Raw genomic sequence first — 14,710 nt, forward strand, 5'->3', positions numbered from 1 at the left:
TAACAGTGTTAATTTTTAAGCGCAAGAAAGCCCTTTTGTATTCAGCCGAAAATAATTAAATTGCAGTCTAAGTTTTTATTATGCTTACAAAAGAACAAATTGCCAAAAGAATTTCAAAAGAACTGAAAGATCGCTATTATGTAAACCTGGGAATCGGAATCCCTACTTTGGTTGCCAACTATGTTCCGGAAGGTATTTCCGTAGAATTCCAGAGTGAAAACGGGGTTCTCGGGATGGGACCTTTCCCTTTTGAAGGTGAAGAGGATGCTGATATCATTAATGCAGGAAAACAAACCATCACCATTCTGCCTGGAGGTTCATTCTTCGATTCTGCATTCAGTTTCGGAATGATCAGAGGCCAGAAGGTGGATCTAACCATTCTTGGGGCGATGGAAGTTTCAGAAAACGGGGATATTGCCAACTGGAAAATCCCTGGAAAAATGGTGAAAGGAATGGGAGGTGCCATGGATCTGGTAGCTTCCGCTGAAAATATCATCGTAGCCATGATGCATGTGAACAAAGCAGGAGAAAGCAAAATCCTTAAAAAATGTACGCTTCCGCTTACCGGGGTGAACTGTGTGAAAAGAGTAGTGACTGAACTGGCGGTTCTGGATGTTACCCCTGCAGGTTTCAAACTGGTAGAAAGAGCACCGGGAGTTTCGGTAGAACATATCATCAATTCCACAGAAGCAGATCTGATTATTGAAGGTGAAATTCCTGAAATGCAGTTTTAAAACTTCTGAGAAACGGTCAATAATTTAATATCAATATAAAGCAGCAAGGTTTTTCCCTGCTGTTTTTTTGTATTTACAAGTAAAAAGCAACAAATCTGGTTCAGCAGTTTTAATGGATAAAGGGATTCGCAAAAAATAACCATAAAGATCTAAATTCCGGGAAATTTAGCCATTAAACTGATCTTAATGAATTGAATAAAAAAACTTGTCCATCGACAAGTTTTTTTGATCTGTATTTATTTTCTATTTCTGATCCTGTGCTCCGAAAACTTTCTGCAAAATACTGGTTGTTCTCATCGCCGGCGTATTTCTGATACCACTTTCTTTATCAGCTACCATTTTGAAAACCCCATTAATAGTTTCTGTAGTCACATACTCATTAAGATCAGTCGTTACCGACTGCCCTGTAAATGTATTATACTTGGAGATCAGGTTTTTCCATACCGTATCAGCGCCTACTTTTCCGAGGGATGCTTTTACTTTAGGCTGAAAAGTTGTGAACAGCTGGCTTTGGGTTTTACTCTGAAGATAATTAGTCGCTGCGTTATCACTGCCTAACAAAATATTTTTTGCGTCAGTAATCGTCATGGAAGTGATTGCTTTGGTGAAAATTGGAGCAGCTTCCGTTACAGCATCTTCAGCGGCTCTGTTTAACAGTTTTACGCCTTCATCAGCCAGACTTCCCATTCCTATAGAACGTAAAGTAGTGTCAATTTTTCTTAATTTCTCAGGCATTAAAATCTTTACTGCTTCATTCTTTAAAAAACCGTCAGTAAGAGCCAGCTTCTTTACTCCGTCAGTAACTCCCATGCTTAAAGCTTCTTTTAATCCTGATGAAATCTGTGCAGAAGTAAGATTTCCCAGATTTACAGATGAACTTTTGGTGGAAGTAGCAGTACCTGCCGGAGTGGTCGTTGTGGAATTTTTTGTTTTCGACGGATTGTCAAGATCCACACCTGTTTTATCTTTTACTGTAGATTTAATAATATCGAAAAGTTGTGCCTGTGCAGAAATAGAGAATAATAAACCGGCTGCCAACAAAATGCTTTTTCTCATTGTATTTTTTTTGCAAATTTAGATGTTTTATTTTTTGATAAGTTAAATGACGCTGAAGATTGGGAAAATAATTATCTTAGCGAAAACCTTATCCACATCCAAATGGTACGAAATCTTTTATTATTTTTTGTAGTACTTTCAAATGTAATTTTAGCTCAAAATAAATTGAACCTGATCCCTTATCCCCAGAAAATTGAAGTTTTAAAAGGAGAATTTGTTATTCCTGAGACTTTATTATTAAGCGGTGACTTGCCCAAAGAAGAAACGGAATATTTCAAAAAACGTTTGGGTTCTCTGGTGAAGTTTCAATACGCTCAAAAGGGTGATGGAACGCATCTGGCGAATTCCATCATTCCTCCGGTTTCTGCAACGGATGCCGAAAAGAAAAAAGAATATTACTCTATAGAAATTTCTCCAAAACAGATTCACGTAAAGTCTTACACCAAACAAGGGTATTTCCTGGCCCTTCAGACTTTGATTCAGCTATTTGAAGATCACCAGACTGACAGGAGAATTCCTGTTTTAAAAATTGAAGATCAGCCAAAGTTCGCCTGGAGAGGAATGCATCTGGATGTCTGCCGTCATTTTTTCACGGTAGATGAGGTAAAACAATACATTGATTATCTGGCGATGTACAAGCTGAATACTTTTCACTGGCATTTAACGGATGATCAGGGCTGGAGAATTGAGATTAAAAAATATCCGAAACTTACCCAATTAGGTTCAAAACGTAAGGAATCCATGATCGGGGCTTATGTAGACAATACATTTGACGGAAAACCATACGGACCGTTTTTTTATACTCAGGAGCAGATTAAAGACATTGTGAAATATGCGCAGCAGAGACATATCACCGTAGTTCCGGAAATTGAAATGCCGGGACACGCTCTTGCCGCACTGACTGCGTATCCTGAATTGGCGTGTACCAAAGGTCCTTTTGAACCCGCTACGAAATGGGGCGTTTTTGATGATGTTTTCTGCCCCAAAGATGAAACATTCACGTTCCTTGAAAATGTTCTGGACGAAGTAATGAAGCTTTTTCCGTCCCAATACATTCATATTGGAGGAGATGAGTGCCCGAAAACAAGATGGAAAGAATGTGCTCACTGCCAGGAACTGATTAAGAAAAATAATTTAAAGGATGAACATGGCCTGCAGAGCTATTTCATTCACCGAATTGAAAAATTTGTAAACAGCAAAGGCCGTAAAATTATCGGCTGGGATGAAATTTTAGAGGGTGGTCTGGCTCCAAATGCTGCCGTAATGAGCTGGACAGGCGTAAACGGAGGAATTGAAGCCGCAAAATCAGGACATTTTGCCGTAATGACTCCGGGAGCTTATTGCTATTTTGATCATTACCAGGGCGATCCACAATCAGAACCCAATGCTTTCGGAGGATTTACCCCGCTGGACAAGATCTATTCCTACAATCCTATTCCTTCTGAGCTGAATGTAGAGCAGGCCAGATACATCATGGGAGTACAGGCCAATCTGTGGACTGAATATATTACCGATTTCAGACAGGTGCAGTATATGATTTTCCCAAGACTGATGGCACTTTCTGAAGTGGGTTGGGGAACATCGGACCCGAAAAACTATAAAGAATTTGAAAACCGAGTGATTGATCAGTTTAAAGTTCTGGATAAAATGAAAGTGAATTATGCCAGAAGCATCTACAACCTTTCAGGAAAAGTAATTCCTTCCAATAATGGTATTACTTATGAACTGTCAACTTCACAAAACTCAGACGGGATCCGTTATACCTTAGACGGAACAGATCCGTCGATAAATTCTAAAAAGTATCAGGGGCCTGTTCCAATTCCAGGCTCTTTAACCATTAAATCTGCCTATTTTGAGGATGGCCAGCTGAAAAGTGCAGTTTCTTCCCAACAGTTTACCATTTCAAAAACAACAGGAAAAAAGATTACCCTTGAACAGCAGCCAAGCGAAAATTATTCTTTTGGAGGCGCCTTTACTTTAGTGGATGGAATTATCGGTAATACCAGACAGCTCGGCAAAACATGGCTTGGGTTTCAGGGAAAAGACGTTACTGCAGTAATCGATTTCGGACAGAAAACCAACTTTTCCGAAGTTTATTTCAACACTCTGGAAAATAAGGGCAGCTGGATTCATCTGGCGAATTCCGCACAGATCTTCGTTTCCGATGATAACCGGAATTTCAAAATGATTAAAGAGATCAGTAAAGAAGAAATTCAGAAAGCCAAAGGAAAAATCAAACTGGGTGTAAGCAGCCAGAATGCAAGATATATCAAAGTTAAAATAGAAAACGCGGGAATTATTCCGGCCGGAAACCCGGGTGCCGATTCAAAAGCCTGGCTGTTTGTTGACGAAATTGGCGTAAATTAGAGCTAAAATTATTATACGATGCAGGATACTATACTTTCTTCCGAATTTTCTTCCTCCCCGGAATTGGTAGAAAAGCTCTACCAGTATGGCATTACTAAAAACTATCATGAAGGAGACATTATTTTGGATGAAAATGCTTCTATCCGTTCCATTCCGATTGTGATGAAAGGGATGATGAAAGTAATCAGAACAGAAGAGGACGGACGGGAGATCCTGCTGTATTATATCAAATCCGGAGAAAGCTGTATCATGTCTTTTCTGGGCGGAATGCATAATGAAAAAAGTGTTGTAAAAGCAGAAGTGGAAGAAGATTCCGAAATTCTTTTCCTGCCGGTAGACAAAGTTTCCTTATTCATCAAAGAACATCCGGAATGGCTGGATTATATTTTCCGGCTTTATCATAAACGTTTTGAAGAACTTCTGGATATTATCAATGCCATCGCATTTAAAAAAGTAGACGAAAGACTGCTCGATCTGCTGAATAAAAAAGCAGAACTTACCCAGTCCCAAACCATTACCACAACCCATGAACAGCTTGCCAATGAACTGGGAACTGCCAGGGTAGTAGTTTCAAGACTCCTTAAACAGCTGGAAGAGGCCGGCCGGGTAAAGCTTGGCAGAAATAAGATTATTCTCCAGCCATAAAATCGATAAGACTTTCTCTGCCAATATCTGTGGCAATCGATGATCTGCGGGAAATCAGACATTTTATTTATGGAAAACTTTTGTTGAGATGAATTTTATTGTCTTGCCGGTTTTACAGTTTGTGCAGGTTTCTTATTCAGTGGCAAATAGAAATAGCCGATCTCTAAAATTCATGTGCGCTTTTATTCATAATTATATTAAATGTTAAAAGTTTTTGTCTTTAATTAAATCATCTTATGTAACAAAAGTAGCTGTATCCCTGCCGGAATAATTCCATTTTTGCTGTGTAATTATTGTATGAAATGGAAATTATAGGCTATACATCGGCAGTTTTAATAGGGATTTCTCTGGGGTTAATAGGTGGAGGAGGGAGTATTCTCACCGTTCCGGTTCTGGTGTATCTTTTTGGACTTGATGCTTTACTGGCAACGGAATATTCACTTTTTATCGTTGGGATCAGCAGTGCGGCAGGATCTTTAAATTACTTTAAAAAAGGATTGGTTGACCTTAAAACGGCCCTGATATTCGGTATTCCTTCTATTATTTCCATTTTTCTCACACGGCATTATATTGTTCCTTTAATTCCTGCGGAGTTATTTAACATAAGAGGACTAACATTAACAAGAGATATTTTCCTGTTGCTCATTTTTGCCATTCTGATGATTGTTGCCTCTTATAAAATGATCAGAAAAAATAAAGATGAAAATAAGACAGTCAGAAAAGAAAGTAGTTTTCTGGCGGCGGGAGAAGGTTCTCTTGTGGGAATTTTGACAGGTCTGGTAGGAGCCGGAGGTGGCTTTATGATTATTCCTGCTTTGGTGGGGCTTTTAAAAATGCCTATGAAAACAGCAGTAGGAACCTCTCTGGTCATCATTTCCCTGAATTCATTAATTGGATTTTCATCATCGGTCAATCATACTGTAATCGACTGGGAATTTTTAATTGCTGTTACGGGGATTGCTGTTATTGGGATCATCATTGGTTCTTATCTGTCTGGGAAAATCGATGGTAAGAAGCTGAAACCTGCATTCGGATGGTTTATTATGGTGATGGGAGTGTACATTATTTTTAAAGAACTATTCTTTTAAATTTCTTATGTAACAAAAGTAGCTGTACAGGAAACCGGAAATCCGGAAATTTGAATGATTAAAAAACAAAGAAATATGAAAATAGAACAGATTTATACAGGATGTCTTGCACAGGGAGCCTATTATATTGTATCAGAAGGAGAAGCGGCTATTATTGATCCGTTACGTGAAACAAAACCCTATCTTGAAAAACTGGAAAAAGATGGAGTAAAACTGAAATATATTTTCGAAACCCATTTCCATGCAGATTTTGTAAGCGGACATATAGATTTGAGCAGAAATACCGGAGCCCCTATCATCTATGGCCCTTCTGCAGAACCTGAATTTGAGGCAGTAATTGCTGAAGACGGTCAGATATTTGAAATCGGTAAAATCAGGATAAAAGTATTACACACTCCGGGACATACTCTGGAAAGTTCTTCCTATCTGCTGATTGATGAAGAAGGAAAGGAAAAAGCATTATTCAGTGGTGATACCTTATTTTTGGGAGATGTAGGGCGTCCGGATCTGGCCCAGAAAGCTGCGGATATGACCCGGGAAGAACTGGCAGGACTGCTGTATGACAGCTTATATCAGAAGATTCTTCCTTTAAACGGAGATATTATGGTATATCCGGCACACGGTGCAGGTTCTGCATGCGGTAAAAATATGCAGAAAGAAACGGCAGATACCCTGGAGAACCAGAAAAAAACCAATTATGCTTTGAATCAGCCTGATAAAGAATCATTCATCAGGGAGGTTCTTGACGGGCTACTGCCACCACCAGCTTATTTCGGGATGAATGTAGCGATGAATAAAAAAGGATACAACAGCTTCGATGAAGTATTGTCAAAAAGCCTGCATGCCCTGTCGCCACAACAGTTTGAAGAAATAGCAGAAGTGTCCGGTGCTTTAATTCTTGATGTAAGAAACAACAGAAAGTTTGCTGAAGGTTTTATCCCGCAATCTGTGAATATAGGCCTTGATGGTGATTTTGCACCCTGGGCAGGAGCTCTTATTGCAGAGGTAAACCAGCCGATTCTGCTGATTGCAGATGAAGGAAGCGAAGAAGAAGCGGTAACCAGGCTCAGCCGTGTAGGTTTTGACAATGTCCTGGGTTTTCTGAAAGGAAGTTTTAACGCCTGGAAAAACAGTGGAAAAGAAACAGATTCTGTAAACCGTATTACAGCAGAACAGTTCGAGAAGGAAATAAAAGGAAAAAACAGTAAAATTATCGACGTAAGAAAAGAAAGCGAATATAATGCAGAACATATTGAAGGAGCATACAGCAGGCCTTTAGCATATATCAATGAATGGATTGGTGAAATAGATCCCGACGAGCATTTCTATCTGCATTGTGCAGGAGGATACAGAAGTATGATCGCAGCCGGAATTCTTCAGGCAAGAGGATACAGGAATTTTACCGATATTGAAGGAGGTTTCAGTGCCATTGCTGAAACCGGTATTCCGAAAAGTAATTTCGTATGCCAGTCTAAAATTTTAAACCAATAAGAGTAAAAATAAAATACCTATGTTAGAAATTATAAAAGAACCTTGGCCCTGGTATATAGCCGGTCCTTTAATTGGGCTTACCGTTCCCGCTCTTCTTATTCTCGGAAATAAATCTTTCGGGATCAGCTCATCACTGAGGCACATCTGTGCCGCCTGCGTTCCTGCCGGAATCAACTTCTTTAAGTACGACTGGAAAAAAGAAGTCTGGAATCTGTTTTTTGTGCTCGGGATTTTCTTCGGAGGGGTTATCGCTTCTCAATTTTTGCTCAATCCCGGAGAAATTATCGTAAATCCGGAACTGAAAGCAGAGCTGGCAGGCTATGGAATTACAGATTACACCAATCTCGTTCCCGTTCAGCTGATGAATTTTGAAAGCCTTTTTACCTTTAGAGGATTCATCATGATGGTTATTGGCGGATTTCTGGTGGGTTTCGGAACAAGATATGCAGGAGGATGCACCAGTGGTCATGCGATTATGGGGCTTTCAAACCTGCAGTGGCCGTCATTGGTGGCTACAATATGCTTTATGATAGGTGGTTTTATCATGGCCAATCTGATTTTACCGGTTATTCTTTCATTATAATTTAAAAAGATAGTACTCATGATAAAAGAAAAAGAACAGGATATTCGTCATCAGGATGCCATTTGCACCAATGAGACCAACCTTGAACACCAATGGTATCATAACCTTAAATACCTTGCTGCCGGAATTATATTCGGGATCATCTTCGTAAAAGCAGAAGTGGTCAGCTGGTTCAGGATACAGGAAATGTTCCGTCTGCAGTCATTTCATATGTATGGAATTATCGGCAGTGCTGTTTTAGTGGGAATGATTTCCGTGTGGCTGATCAAAAAGTTTAAAATTAAAACTATCTATGGTGAACCCATTACAATAGCATCCAAAAAGTTCAGTAAAGGGCAGATCTACGGCGGACTTATTTTCGGCTTTGGATGGGCTGTTACAGGCGCTTGCCCCGGACCTCTTTTTGCCCAGATCGGAACAGGAGCACTGGCTGTAAGCATTACATTATTGAGTGCGATTGCAGGAACATGGGTTTATGGATATTTCAGAGATAAACTGCCTCATTAATAATCTGATTTTTAATAAAGAAGGACTGTGGAAAAAATCCGCAGTCTTTTTTTCTTTTCCCACCGCCGGAAAATCATTAATTTGTAGTCCAAATAATCTAAACTATGCATACCAGACGAAACTTCATTAAAAAAGCCGCCGCTGCTTCTTTAGCACTAACGATAAACCCTCTTGATCTGATGGCTAAAGAAACACATAATACCTCTAATGTGACCGGGAAACCTATCGTTCTGTCTACCTGGAATTTCGGATTGAAGGCTAATGAAGAAGCCTGGACCATACTCGGAAAAGGAGGAAAAGCCCTGGATGCGGTTGAAAAAGGAGTTCGCCTTGTAGAGTTAGACCCCAAAGAAAGGAGTGTCGGTTATGGAGGGCGCCCGGACAGGGATGGAAGAGTAACGCTGGATGCCTGTATTATGGATGAAAACTATAATATAGGTTCAGTGGCTGCGCTAGAGCACATCAAAAATCCGATCTCTGTTGCCAGGGCTGTAATGGAAAAAACTCCACACGTTATGCTGGTAGGAGACGGAGCTCTGCAGTTTGCTCTTTCACAAGGTTTTAAAAAAGAGAATCTCCTCACTCCGGATTCAGAAAAAGAATGGAAGGAATGGCTGAAAACAAGCCAGTATAAGCCCGTGGCCAATATTGAAAATCACGATACCATAGGGATGATCGCCCTGGATGCACAGGGAAACCTTTCCGGAGCATGCACCACCAGCGGAATGGCCTTCAAAATGCACGGAAGAGTAGGAGATTCACCAATTATAGGTGCAGGACTGTTTGTAGATAATGAAGTAGGAGCAGCTACAGCTACAGGTCACGGAGAAGAAGTCATCAGAACGGTGGGAACCCATCTGGTGGTAGAACTGATGAGACAGGGCAGAAGTCCTCAGCAGGCCTGTAAAGAAGCAGTGGAAAGAATTGTAAAGATCAATCAGAGAAGAAATAAGAACCTGAAAGATATTCAGGTAGGCTTTATCGCGTTAAATAAAAAAGGAGAATATGGTTCTTACTGCATTCAGGACGGATTTAACTTTGCCGTTTATGATCAGAAAGGAAACCGCCTTGAAAAACCGGAATTTGCCTTGAAATAATCTAATAATTAAATTAATCTTTTTAAAATCAACGAAACCAGTATCTGTAATAGTATATTCAATTACAAACGGGCTTTAGTCCGCTAAAAAATAATGATCAAGAACAATGAAAAGAACAATTATCGCCTCTTTATTTTTAATAATAGCCTGTAAAAAAGAGAAGAAAGAACCTGTTACGAAGGCTGAACCACAAAAAGTTGAGATAAAAGAAAATACAGCATCAGAAAATGGCAAAGATGAATCTCAGGCAGCACAAAAGTGGCTGAAAGAAAATATTGAAGCCTATTTTAAAACCGATCTGGGCAGTATGGATAAGGCGATGCAGAAAATAACAACTCAGGAGTATTATGACTATAAAACCGATGCTATGAATGTAGATATGGATGTTGATGGAAGCCTTACAGAAAAGGAATTTCAGGATAAATGGAAAAGTAAGTTTAATACAGAAAAGGCAGGAGTTGGCTCAGGATTTCTTATTTCTGCACAGGACTGGATCCATGTTGAGGTTTCAGACTGTGAATTAGAATCCTCTTCAAAAAATTCATATCTGTTCAGGGTTACTTTATCCGACGATGGTTTTAAAGCGAAATATCCCAGCCAGATCAAGGTTGTAAAAGAAGAGGGTAAATTCCTGATTGCAGACGTTCTTGAAGACCACTCAAATTAAATCAAAAAATAGAAATGTCAAAAATAGAAATAGCATGTTTTAATCCCGAATCCGCAATCATTGCTTTTGAAAACGGAGCAGACAGGATAGAATTGTGTGATGGATTAAGTGAAGGCGGAACCACTCCGGATTTTGAAATAACAAAAGAGCTCAGAACAAAGATTGATATTCCGGTTTTTGTGATGATCCGCCCGAGAGGAGGTGATTTTACCTACTCCGAAGCAGAATTCAATCAGATGAAAAAAGATCTGTTACAGCTGAAATCTTTAAATGTAGACGGCTTTGTATTCGGAATTCTGGATGAACATGAAGAAGTGAATGTAGAGCAGAATACAGCATTGGTTGAACTGGCACAACCCCTTCCCTGTACTTTTCACCGTGCCTTTGACAGAGCAAAAGATCTGGAGGAGTCCCTGGAAAAAGTGATAAGTTGCGGTTTTAAAACTATTCTGACTTCAGGACAGAAACCTAATGTTTCAGAAGGAATGAATAACCTGAAAAAGCTGGTTGAACTTTCCGCTGGAAGAATAGAAATTCTTGTTGGTGGAGGTTTGCGTTCCACTAATATTGAAGAAATCAGAGCTTTTACAAAAGCCGGTTATTTCCATTCCTCAGCTATTACAGATGGAGGTTCTATTGCCAATCCTGATGAAGTTATTGCATTGAAAAATAAATAGCTATAAACCAGAATAGAGTAAAAAGATGGAAATTTTGCGTTTCAGAAAAACAAAAAATTAAAATACTTTTTGAAATCTGTACAGGAACTGAATTCAATTTCTCATGCACAGATACTGACCTATCTGAAGCTATCCAGTATAAAGCTTGGACTTCTTATTAATTTTAACACTGAACTGATCAAATACGGAATCCACAGAATCGTAAACAAACTTACCGATGAATAAAACTACTTTTTTTCTTTTTATTTTTCTCTTCATTCAGAACATTGTTTCGGCGCAGTTTTCAGAACGTAACCTGTCTCCTGAAAAATGGCAGTTTAAAAATATAAAAGAAAAGGAATGGCTGACAGCAAAAGTTCCGGGAACTGTTCATCTGGATTTGATGGATCATAACATCATTCCCGATCCCTTCAAAGATGAAAATGAAAAAAAAGTACAGTGGATAGAAAATGAAGACTGGGAATACCAGACCCGATTTACTATTTCCCCGAAAGAATTAGGAAATCAGCATATAGATCTTGTATTCAGCGGGCTTGATACGTTTTCAGAAATTTTTCTGAACGGAAAGCTGCTGGCCAAAACAGATAATATGTTCAGAAAGTGGGAAATCCCGGTGAAAGAGTTTTTAAAAGAAGGTGAAAATGAGCTGAAAGTTAAATTTAAATCAGCCGTTAAGGAAGGGAAAAAGCTGGCTGAAAAAGTTCCGTTCACCATGCCTGAATCTCCAAGAAGTTTTGTGAGGAAAGCGCAATATCAATTTGGCTGGGACTGGGGGCCGAGACTGGTAACCGCAGGAATCTGGAAAGATGTGAAACTGGAATTCTGGAACCGTGCCAAAGTAAATAATATTCAGGTTCAGCAGCATACCGTAACCAATTCACTGGCTAAAATTTCTTTTAATATGGAAATTTTTGCCGAAGAAGAAGGAGAGTATTATGTCGGGTTTAATATTAATAGAGGAACATACCGTTTTATCCTTAAAAAAGGGCTGAATACCATTGCCGTTCCTTATACTATTAAAAATCCAAAATTATGGCAGCCAAACGGATGGGGAAATCCCAATTTAATAACAACAAAAATTACCCTGTATAAATATAAAGGAGGATGGGTAATAAAAGACAGTGAGGTAAGATATGGTCTCAGGACAGTAGAATTGGTTCAGGAAAAAGATGAAAAAGGAAAATCATTCTATTTTAAAGTGAATGGAAAACCTTTATATGCAAAAGGAACCAACTGGATTCCGGGGGACAGCTTCTCACCCAGAATGACCAGAGAAAAATACCGGCAACTCATTAAAGATACCAGGGAAGCTAATATGAATATGATCCGCATCTGGGGCGGCGGAGTGTATGAAGATGATGAATTTTATAAAGCCTGCGACGAAAACGGGATTCTGATCTGGCAGGACTTTATGTTTGCAGGGAGTTTTTATCCTGCTGATGATCATTTCCTGAACAATGTAAAAGAAGAAGTAAAAGATCAGGTCCTCAGACTGCAGAACTATCCGTCAATAGCTTTATGGTGTGGTAATAATGAAATTGATGAAGCTATTGTCAACTGGGGGTATCAGAAGCAGTTTAAATATTCAAAGAATGACTCACTGCAGGTATGGAAAGACTACAGAAAGCTTTTCCATGAAACAATTCCCAATACCCTGAAAGAAAGCCTAACCCCCGATAAAAATATTTACTGGCCGAGCTCCCCGTCTATAGGTTGGGGACACAAAGAAAGCCTTACCGAAGGAGACTCCCATTATTGGGGCGTATGGTGGGGTGAGCAGCCTTTTGAAATTTATAATGATAAAGTGGGGCGTTTCATGTCCGAATATGGGTTTCAGGGTATGCCGTCTTTAGAAGCAGTAAAGTTTATGTTCTCCGGAACCCCTGAGCTGAAGCTGCAGAATCCTGTCGTTAAAGCTCATGAAAAACATTCCAGAGGATGGGAAATCATCAACGGGTATATGAATCGGGATTACAAAATTTCGGAAGACTTTATAAAATACAATTATATTTCCCAGCTGTTACAGGCCAGGGGAATGAAGATTGCCGTTGAAGCCTACCGCAGGGCAAAACCTTATAATATGGGAACTTTATACTGGCAGCTGAATGATTGCTGGCCCGTAGTTTCATGGTCTTCCATAGATTATCTCGGAAACTGGAAAGCCCTTCATTACCAGATGAAACGAAGCTTTGAGCAGCAGGCAATTTTAACAGAAGAAAAAAACGGGATTTTAAATTTTTACGCAGTTAATGATGGATTAGATAAATTTGATGATGTTAGTATTGAAATTAGGGCTCTAAATTTTGAAGGAAAAATTCTATCGGATATCAGCTCTGTTCCGGACGGGAAAGTATTGGAAAGCGTCCTTAAATTAGATCCGGTTGAAATTGAGACTCTGATTCCTGTGGCTGATAAAAACAAAACCTTTTTACAATTGATATTAAAAGACGGGAATGGAAAAATAATTGCGCAGAATATTCATTTCTTTTCCAAACCCAACGAAATGAAACTTACAAAACCTAATCTTCAGGTTAAACAGATTTCTCCAACGGAAATTGAACTGTCTACAAATGTCCTTGCCAAAGATATTTACCTGATGGGAGATACACATTTCAGTGATAATTTCTTCGATCTGCTGCCCAATACCTCAAAAAAGATATTACTTTCAAAGCCATTGGATAAAGTTGAAGTAATGAGTCTTTGGGATGCATTGAGATAATAAAATTTAAGGGGTAAATCATTTAACCCAAACAACAGTTTCCTTATCTGAATCGTAACCATACCCGAAAAAATATAAATATTACTCCTCCAACTGAAAAATCAGCCGTAACTTTGCAGAATATTTCTTTAACGTTATGGTAAATTTTGTTCTGATTGCAGTGTGCATTATAGCAGGAATGATATTCAAAGCAACAAAATCTATCCACCCGGATGCCCATAAAGGCATTAATACCTGGATTCTTTATCTTGCCCTGCCGGCAGTTTCTTTCAAATATCTTCCGAAAGTAAAATGGACTACAGAAATGCTGTTTCCTATTGCAGCCACTTTTCTGATCTCTGTGTTCTGTTTCTTTTTTATGATGTTTTACAGCAAAAGCAGAGGTTATTCAAGGCGATCCAGAAGTACCCTTGAACTGGCAAGCGGTTACAGCAATACCTCTTTCATCGGATTTCCGTTAATCAGTGCTTTTTATGGAGAAAGTCTTCTGAGTATTGCCATTATCTGTGATCAGACGATGTTTTTTGCCCTTTCAACACTAGGAATTATTGCGGCAGTAAAAGGCGGAAGCAGATCCGGGAAAGTAAGCGCCATATTTATCCTGAAAAGGCTGATTACATTCCCACCGCTCATAGGCTGTATCTCTGCTTTGGTGCTTTCACAGTTCATTGATTTTACTTTTGCAGAGCCTTTCTTTGATAAACTGGCGGCCACAGTAAGCCCTTTGGCTTTATTCTCAGTAGGATTACAGCTGAAATTCAACGGCTGGAAAAAGCTAATTCCGCAAATGTCCGCATCCATGCTTTATAAATTGATTCTGGCCCCGGCTCTTGTTTTGGGAATGGCTTTACTTTTAGGAATAAAAGGAGATGTTGCCAAAATTACCATATTTGAAGCTGCCATGCCAACTCTGGTTACCTCCAGTATCATTGCAGAACAGTTCAGGCTCAATACAAAACTCACCAATCTTATTATTGGAGTCAGCATTATTGTAGGCTTTATCACTTCTGCTTTCTGGTACCAGATTACAGAACTGCTTTTCTGAAAAGCAAAGGGTTTTTTATAATTACAAAAGGATT

14 protein-coding genes are annotated in these 14,710 nt (G+C 39.2%); 13 read left to right on the plus strand and 1 reads right to left on the minus strand.

The window, feature by feature from the left end:
- Positions 1-80: 80 nt before the first annotated feature.
- Positions 81-734, plus strand: coding sequence for a CoA transferase subunit B (locus AOB46_RS04935; RefSeq protein ID WP_062696965.1), 654 nt, complete (start codon positions 81-83; stop codon positions 732-734).
- Positions 735-977: 243 nt separating this feature from the next.
- On the opposite strand, the gene AOB46_RS04940 is transcribed toward AOB46_RS04935, so the two are convergent.
- Positions 978-1,790, minus strand: coding sequence for a DUF4197 domain-containing protein (locus tag AOB46_RS04940; RefSeq protein ID WP_062696966.1), 813 nt, complete (start codon positions 1,788-1,790; stop codon positions 978-980).
- 102 nt (positions 1,791-1,892) lie between these two features.
- Here AOB46_RS04940 and AOB46_RS04945 point away from each other — a divergent pair, with 102 nt between their 5' ends.
- The 12 genes from AOB46_RS04945 (at position 1,893) to AOB46_RS04995 (ending at position 14,676) form a co-directional block, all read left to right on the plus strand.
- Positions 1,893-4,157, plus strand: a complete 2,265-nt coding sequence (locus AOB46_RS04945; protein ID WP_062696967.1) for a family 20 glycosylhydrolase — start codon at positions 1,893-1,895, stop codon at positions 4,155-4,157.
- 18 nt (positions 4,158-4,175) lie between these two features.
- Positions 4,176-4,802 carry a Crp/Fnr family transcriptional regulator gene (locus AOB46_RS04950; protein ID WP_062696968.1) on the plus strand — a complete coding sequence of 209 codons (627 nt, stop codon included), beginning with the start codon at positions 4,176-4,178 and terminating at the stop codon, positions 4,800-4,802.
- A gap of 302 nt (positions 4,803-5,104) precedes the next feature.
- Positions 5,105-5,890 (plus strand): sulfite exporter TauE/SafE family protein, encoded by a 786-nt coding sequence (locus AOB46_RS04955; protein WP_062696969.1) that lies wholly within the window; start codon positions 5,105-5,107, stop codon positions 5,888-5,890.
- A 75-nt stretch (positions 5,891-5,965) separates the two neighbouring features.
- Positions 5,966-7,381: an MBL fold metallo-hydrolase gene (locus AOB46_RS04960; RefSeq protein ID WP_062696970.1), complete on the plus strand. Its 1,416-nt coding sequence runs from the start codon at positions 5,966-5,968 to the stop codon at positions 7,379-7,381.
- Positions 7,382-7,400: 19 nt separating this feature from the next.
- Positions 7,401-7,964 (plus strand): YeeE/YedE family protein, encoded by a 564-nt coding sequence (locus tag AOB46_RS04965; protein WP_062696971.1) that lies wholly within the window; start codon positions 7,401-7,403, stop codon positions 7,962-7,964.
- Between the two features lie 18 nt (positions 7,965-7,982).
- Positions 7,983-8,471, plus strand: coding sequence for a DUF6691 family protein (locus tag AOB46_RS04970; protein WP_062696972.1), 489 nt, complete (start codon positions 7,983-7,985; stop codon positions 8,469-8,471).
- A 104-nt stretch (positions 8,472-8,575) separates the two neighbouring features.
- Positions 8,576-9,568, plus strand: a complete 993-nt coding sequence (locus AOB46_RS04975; RefSeq protein WP_062696973.1) for an isoaspartyl peptidase/L-asparaginase family protein — start codon at positions 8,576-8,578, stop codon at positions 9,566-9,568.
- A gap of 106 nt (positions 9,569-9,674) precedes the next feature.
- Entirely contained in the window at positions 9,675-10,235 is a 561-nt protein-coding gene (locus AOB46_RS04980; RefSeq protein WP_062696974.1) for a hypothetical protein, read from the plus strand.
- Between the two features lie 14 nt (positions 10,236-10,249).
- Positions 10,250-10,912, plus strand: coding sequence for a copper homeostasis protein CutC (locus tag AOB46_RS04985; protein ID WP_062696975.1), 663 nt, complete (start codon positions 10,250-10,252; stop codon positions 10,910-10,912).
- Positions 10,913-10,981: 69 nt separating this feature from the next.
- Positions 10,982-11,137 carry a GxxExxY protein gene (locus AOB46_RS22865; RefSeq protein ID WP_082377024.1) on the plus strand — a complete coding sequence of 52 codons (156 nt, stop codon included), beginning with the start codon at positions 10,982-10,984 and terminating at the stop codon, positions 11,135-11,137.
- Positions 11,130-13,631, plus strand: a complete 2,502-nt coding sequence (locus tag AOB46_RS04990) for a beta-mannosidase (protein WP_062696976.1) — start codon at positions 11,130-11,132, stop codon at positions 13,629-13,631. Before AOB46_RS22865 ends, AOB46_RS04990 begins: the two co-directional genes overlap by 8 nt.
- 136 nt (positions 13,632-13,767) lie before the next feature.
- On the plus strand, positions 13,768-14,676 hold the full coding sequence (locus AOB46_RS04995; protein ID WP_062696977.1) for an AEC family transporter: 909 nt from the start codon (positions 13,768-13,770) through the stop codon (positions 14,674-14,676).
- The last annotated feature ends 34 nt before the right edge of the window (positions 14,677-14,710 follow it).

Source organism: Chryseobacterium indologenes, assembly GCF_001295265.1.
Lineage (GTDB): Bacteria > Bacteroidota > Bacteroidia > Flavobacteriales > Weeksellaceae > Chryseobacterium > Chryseobacterium indologenes_A.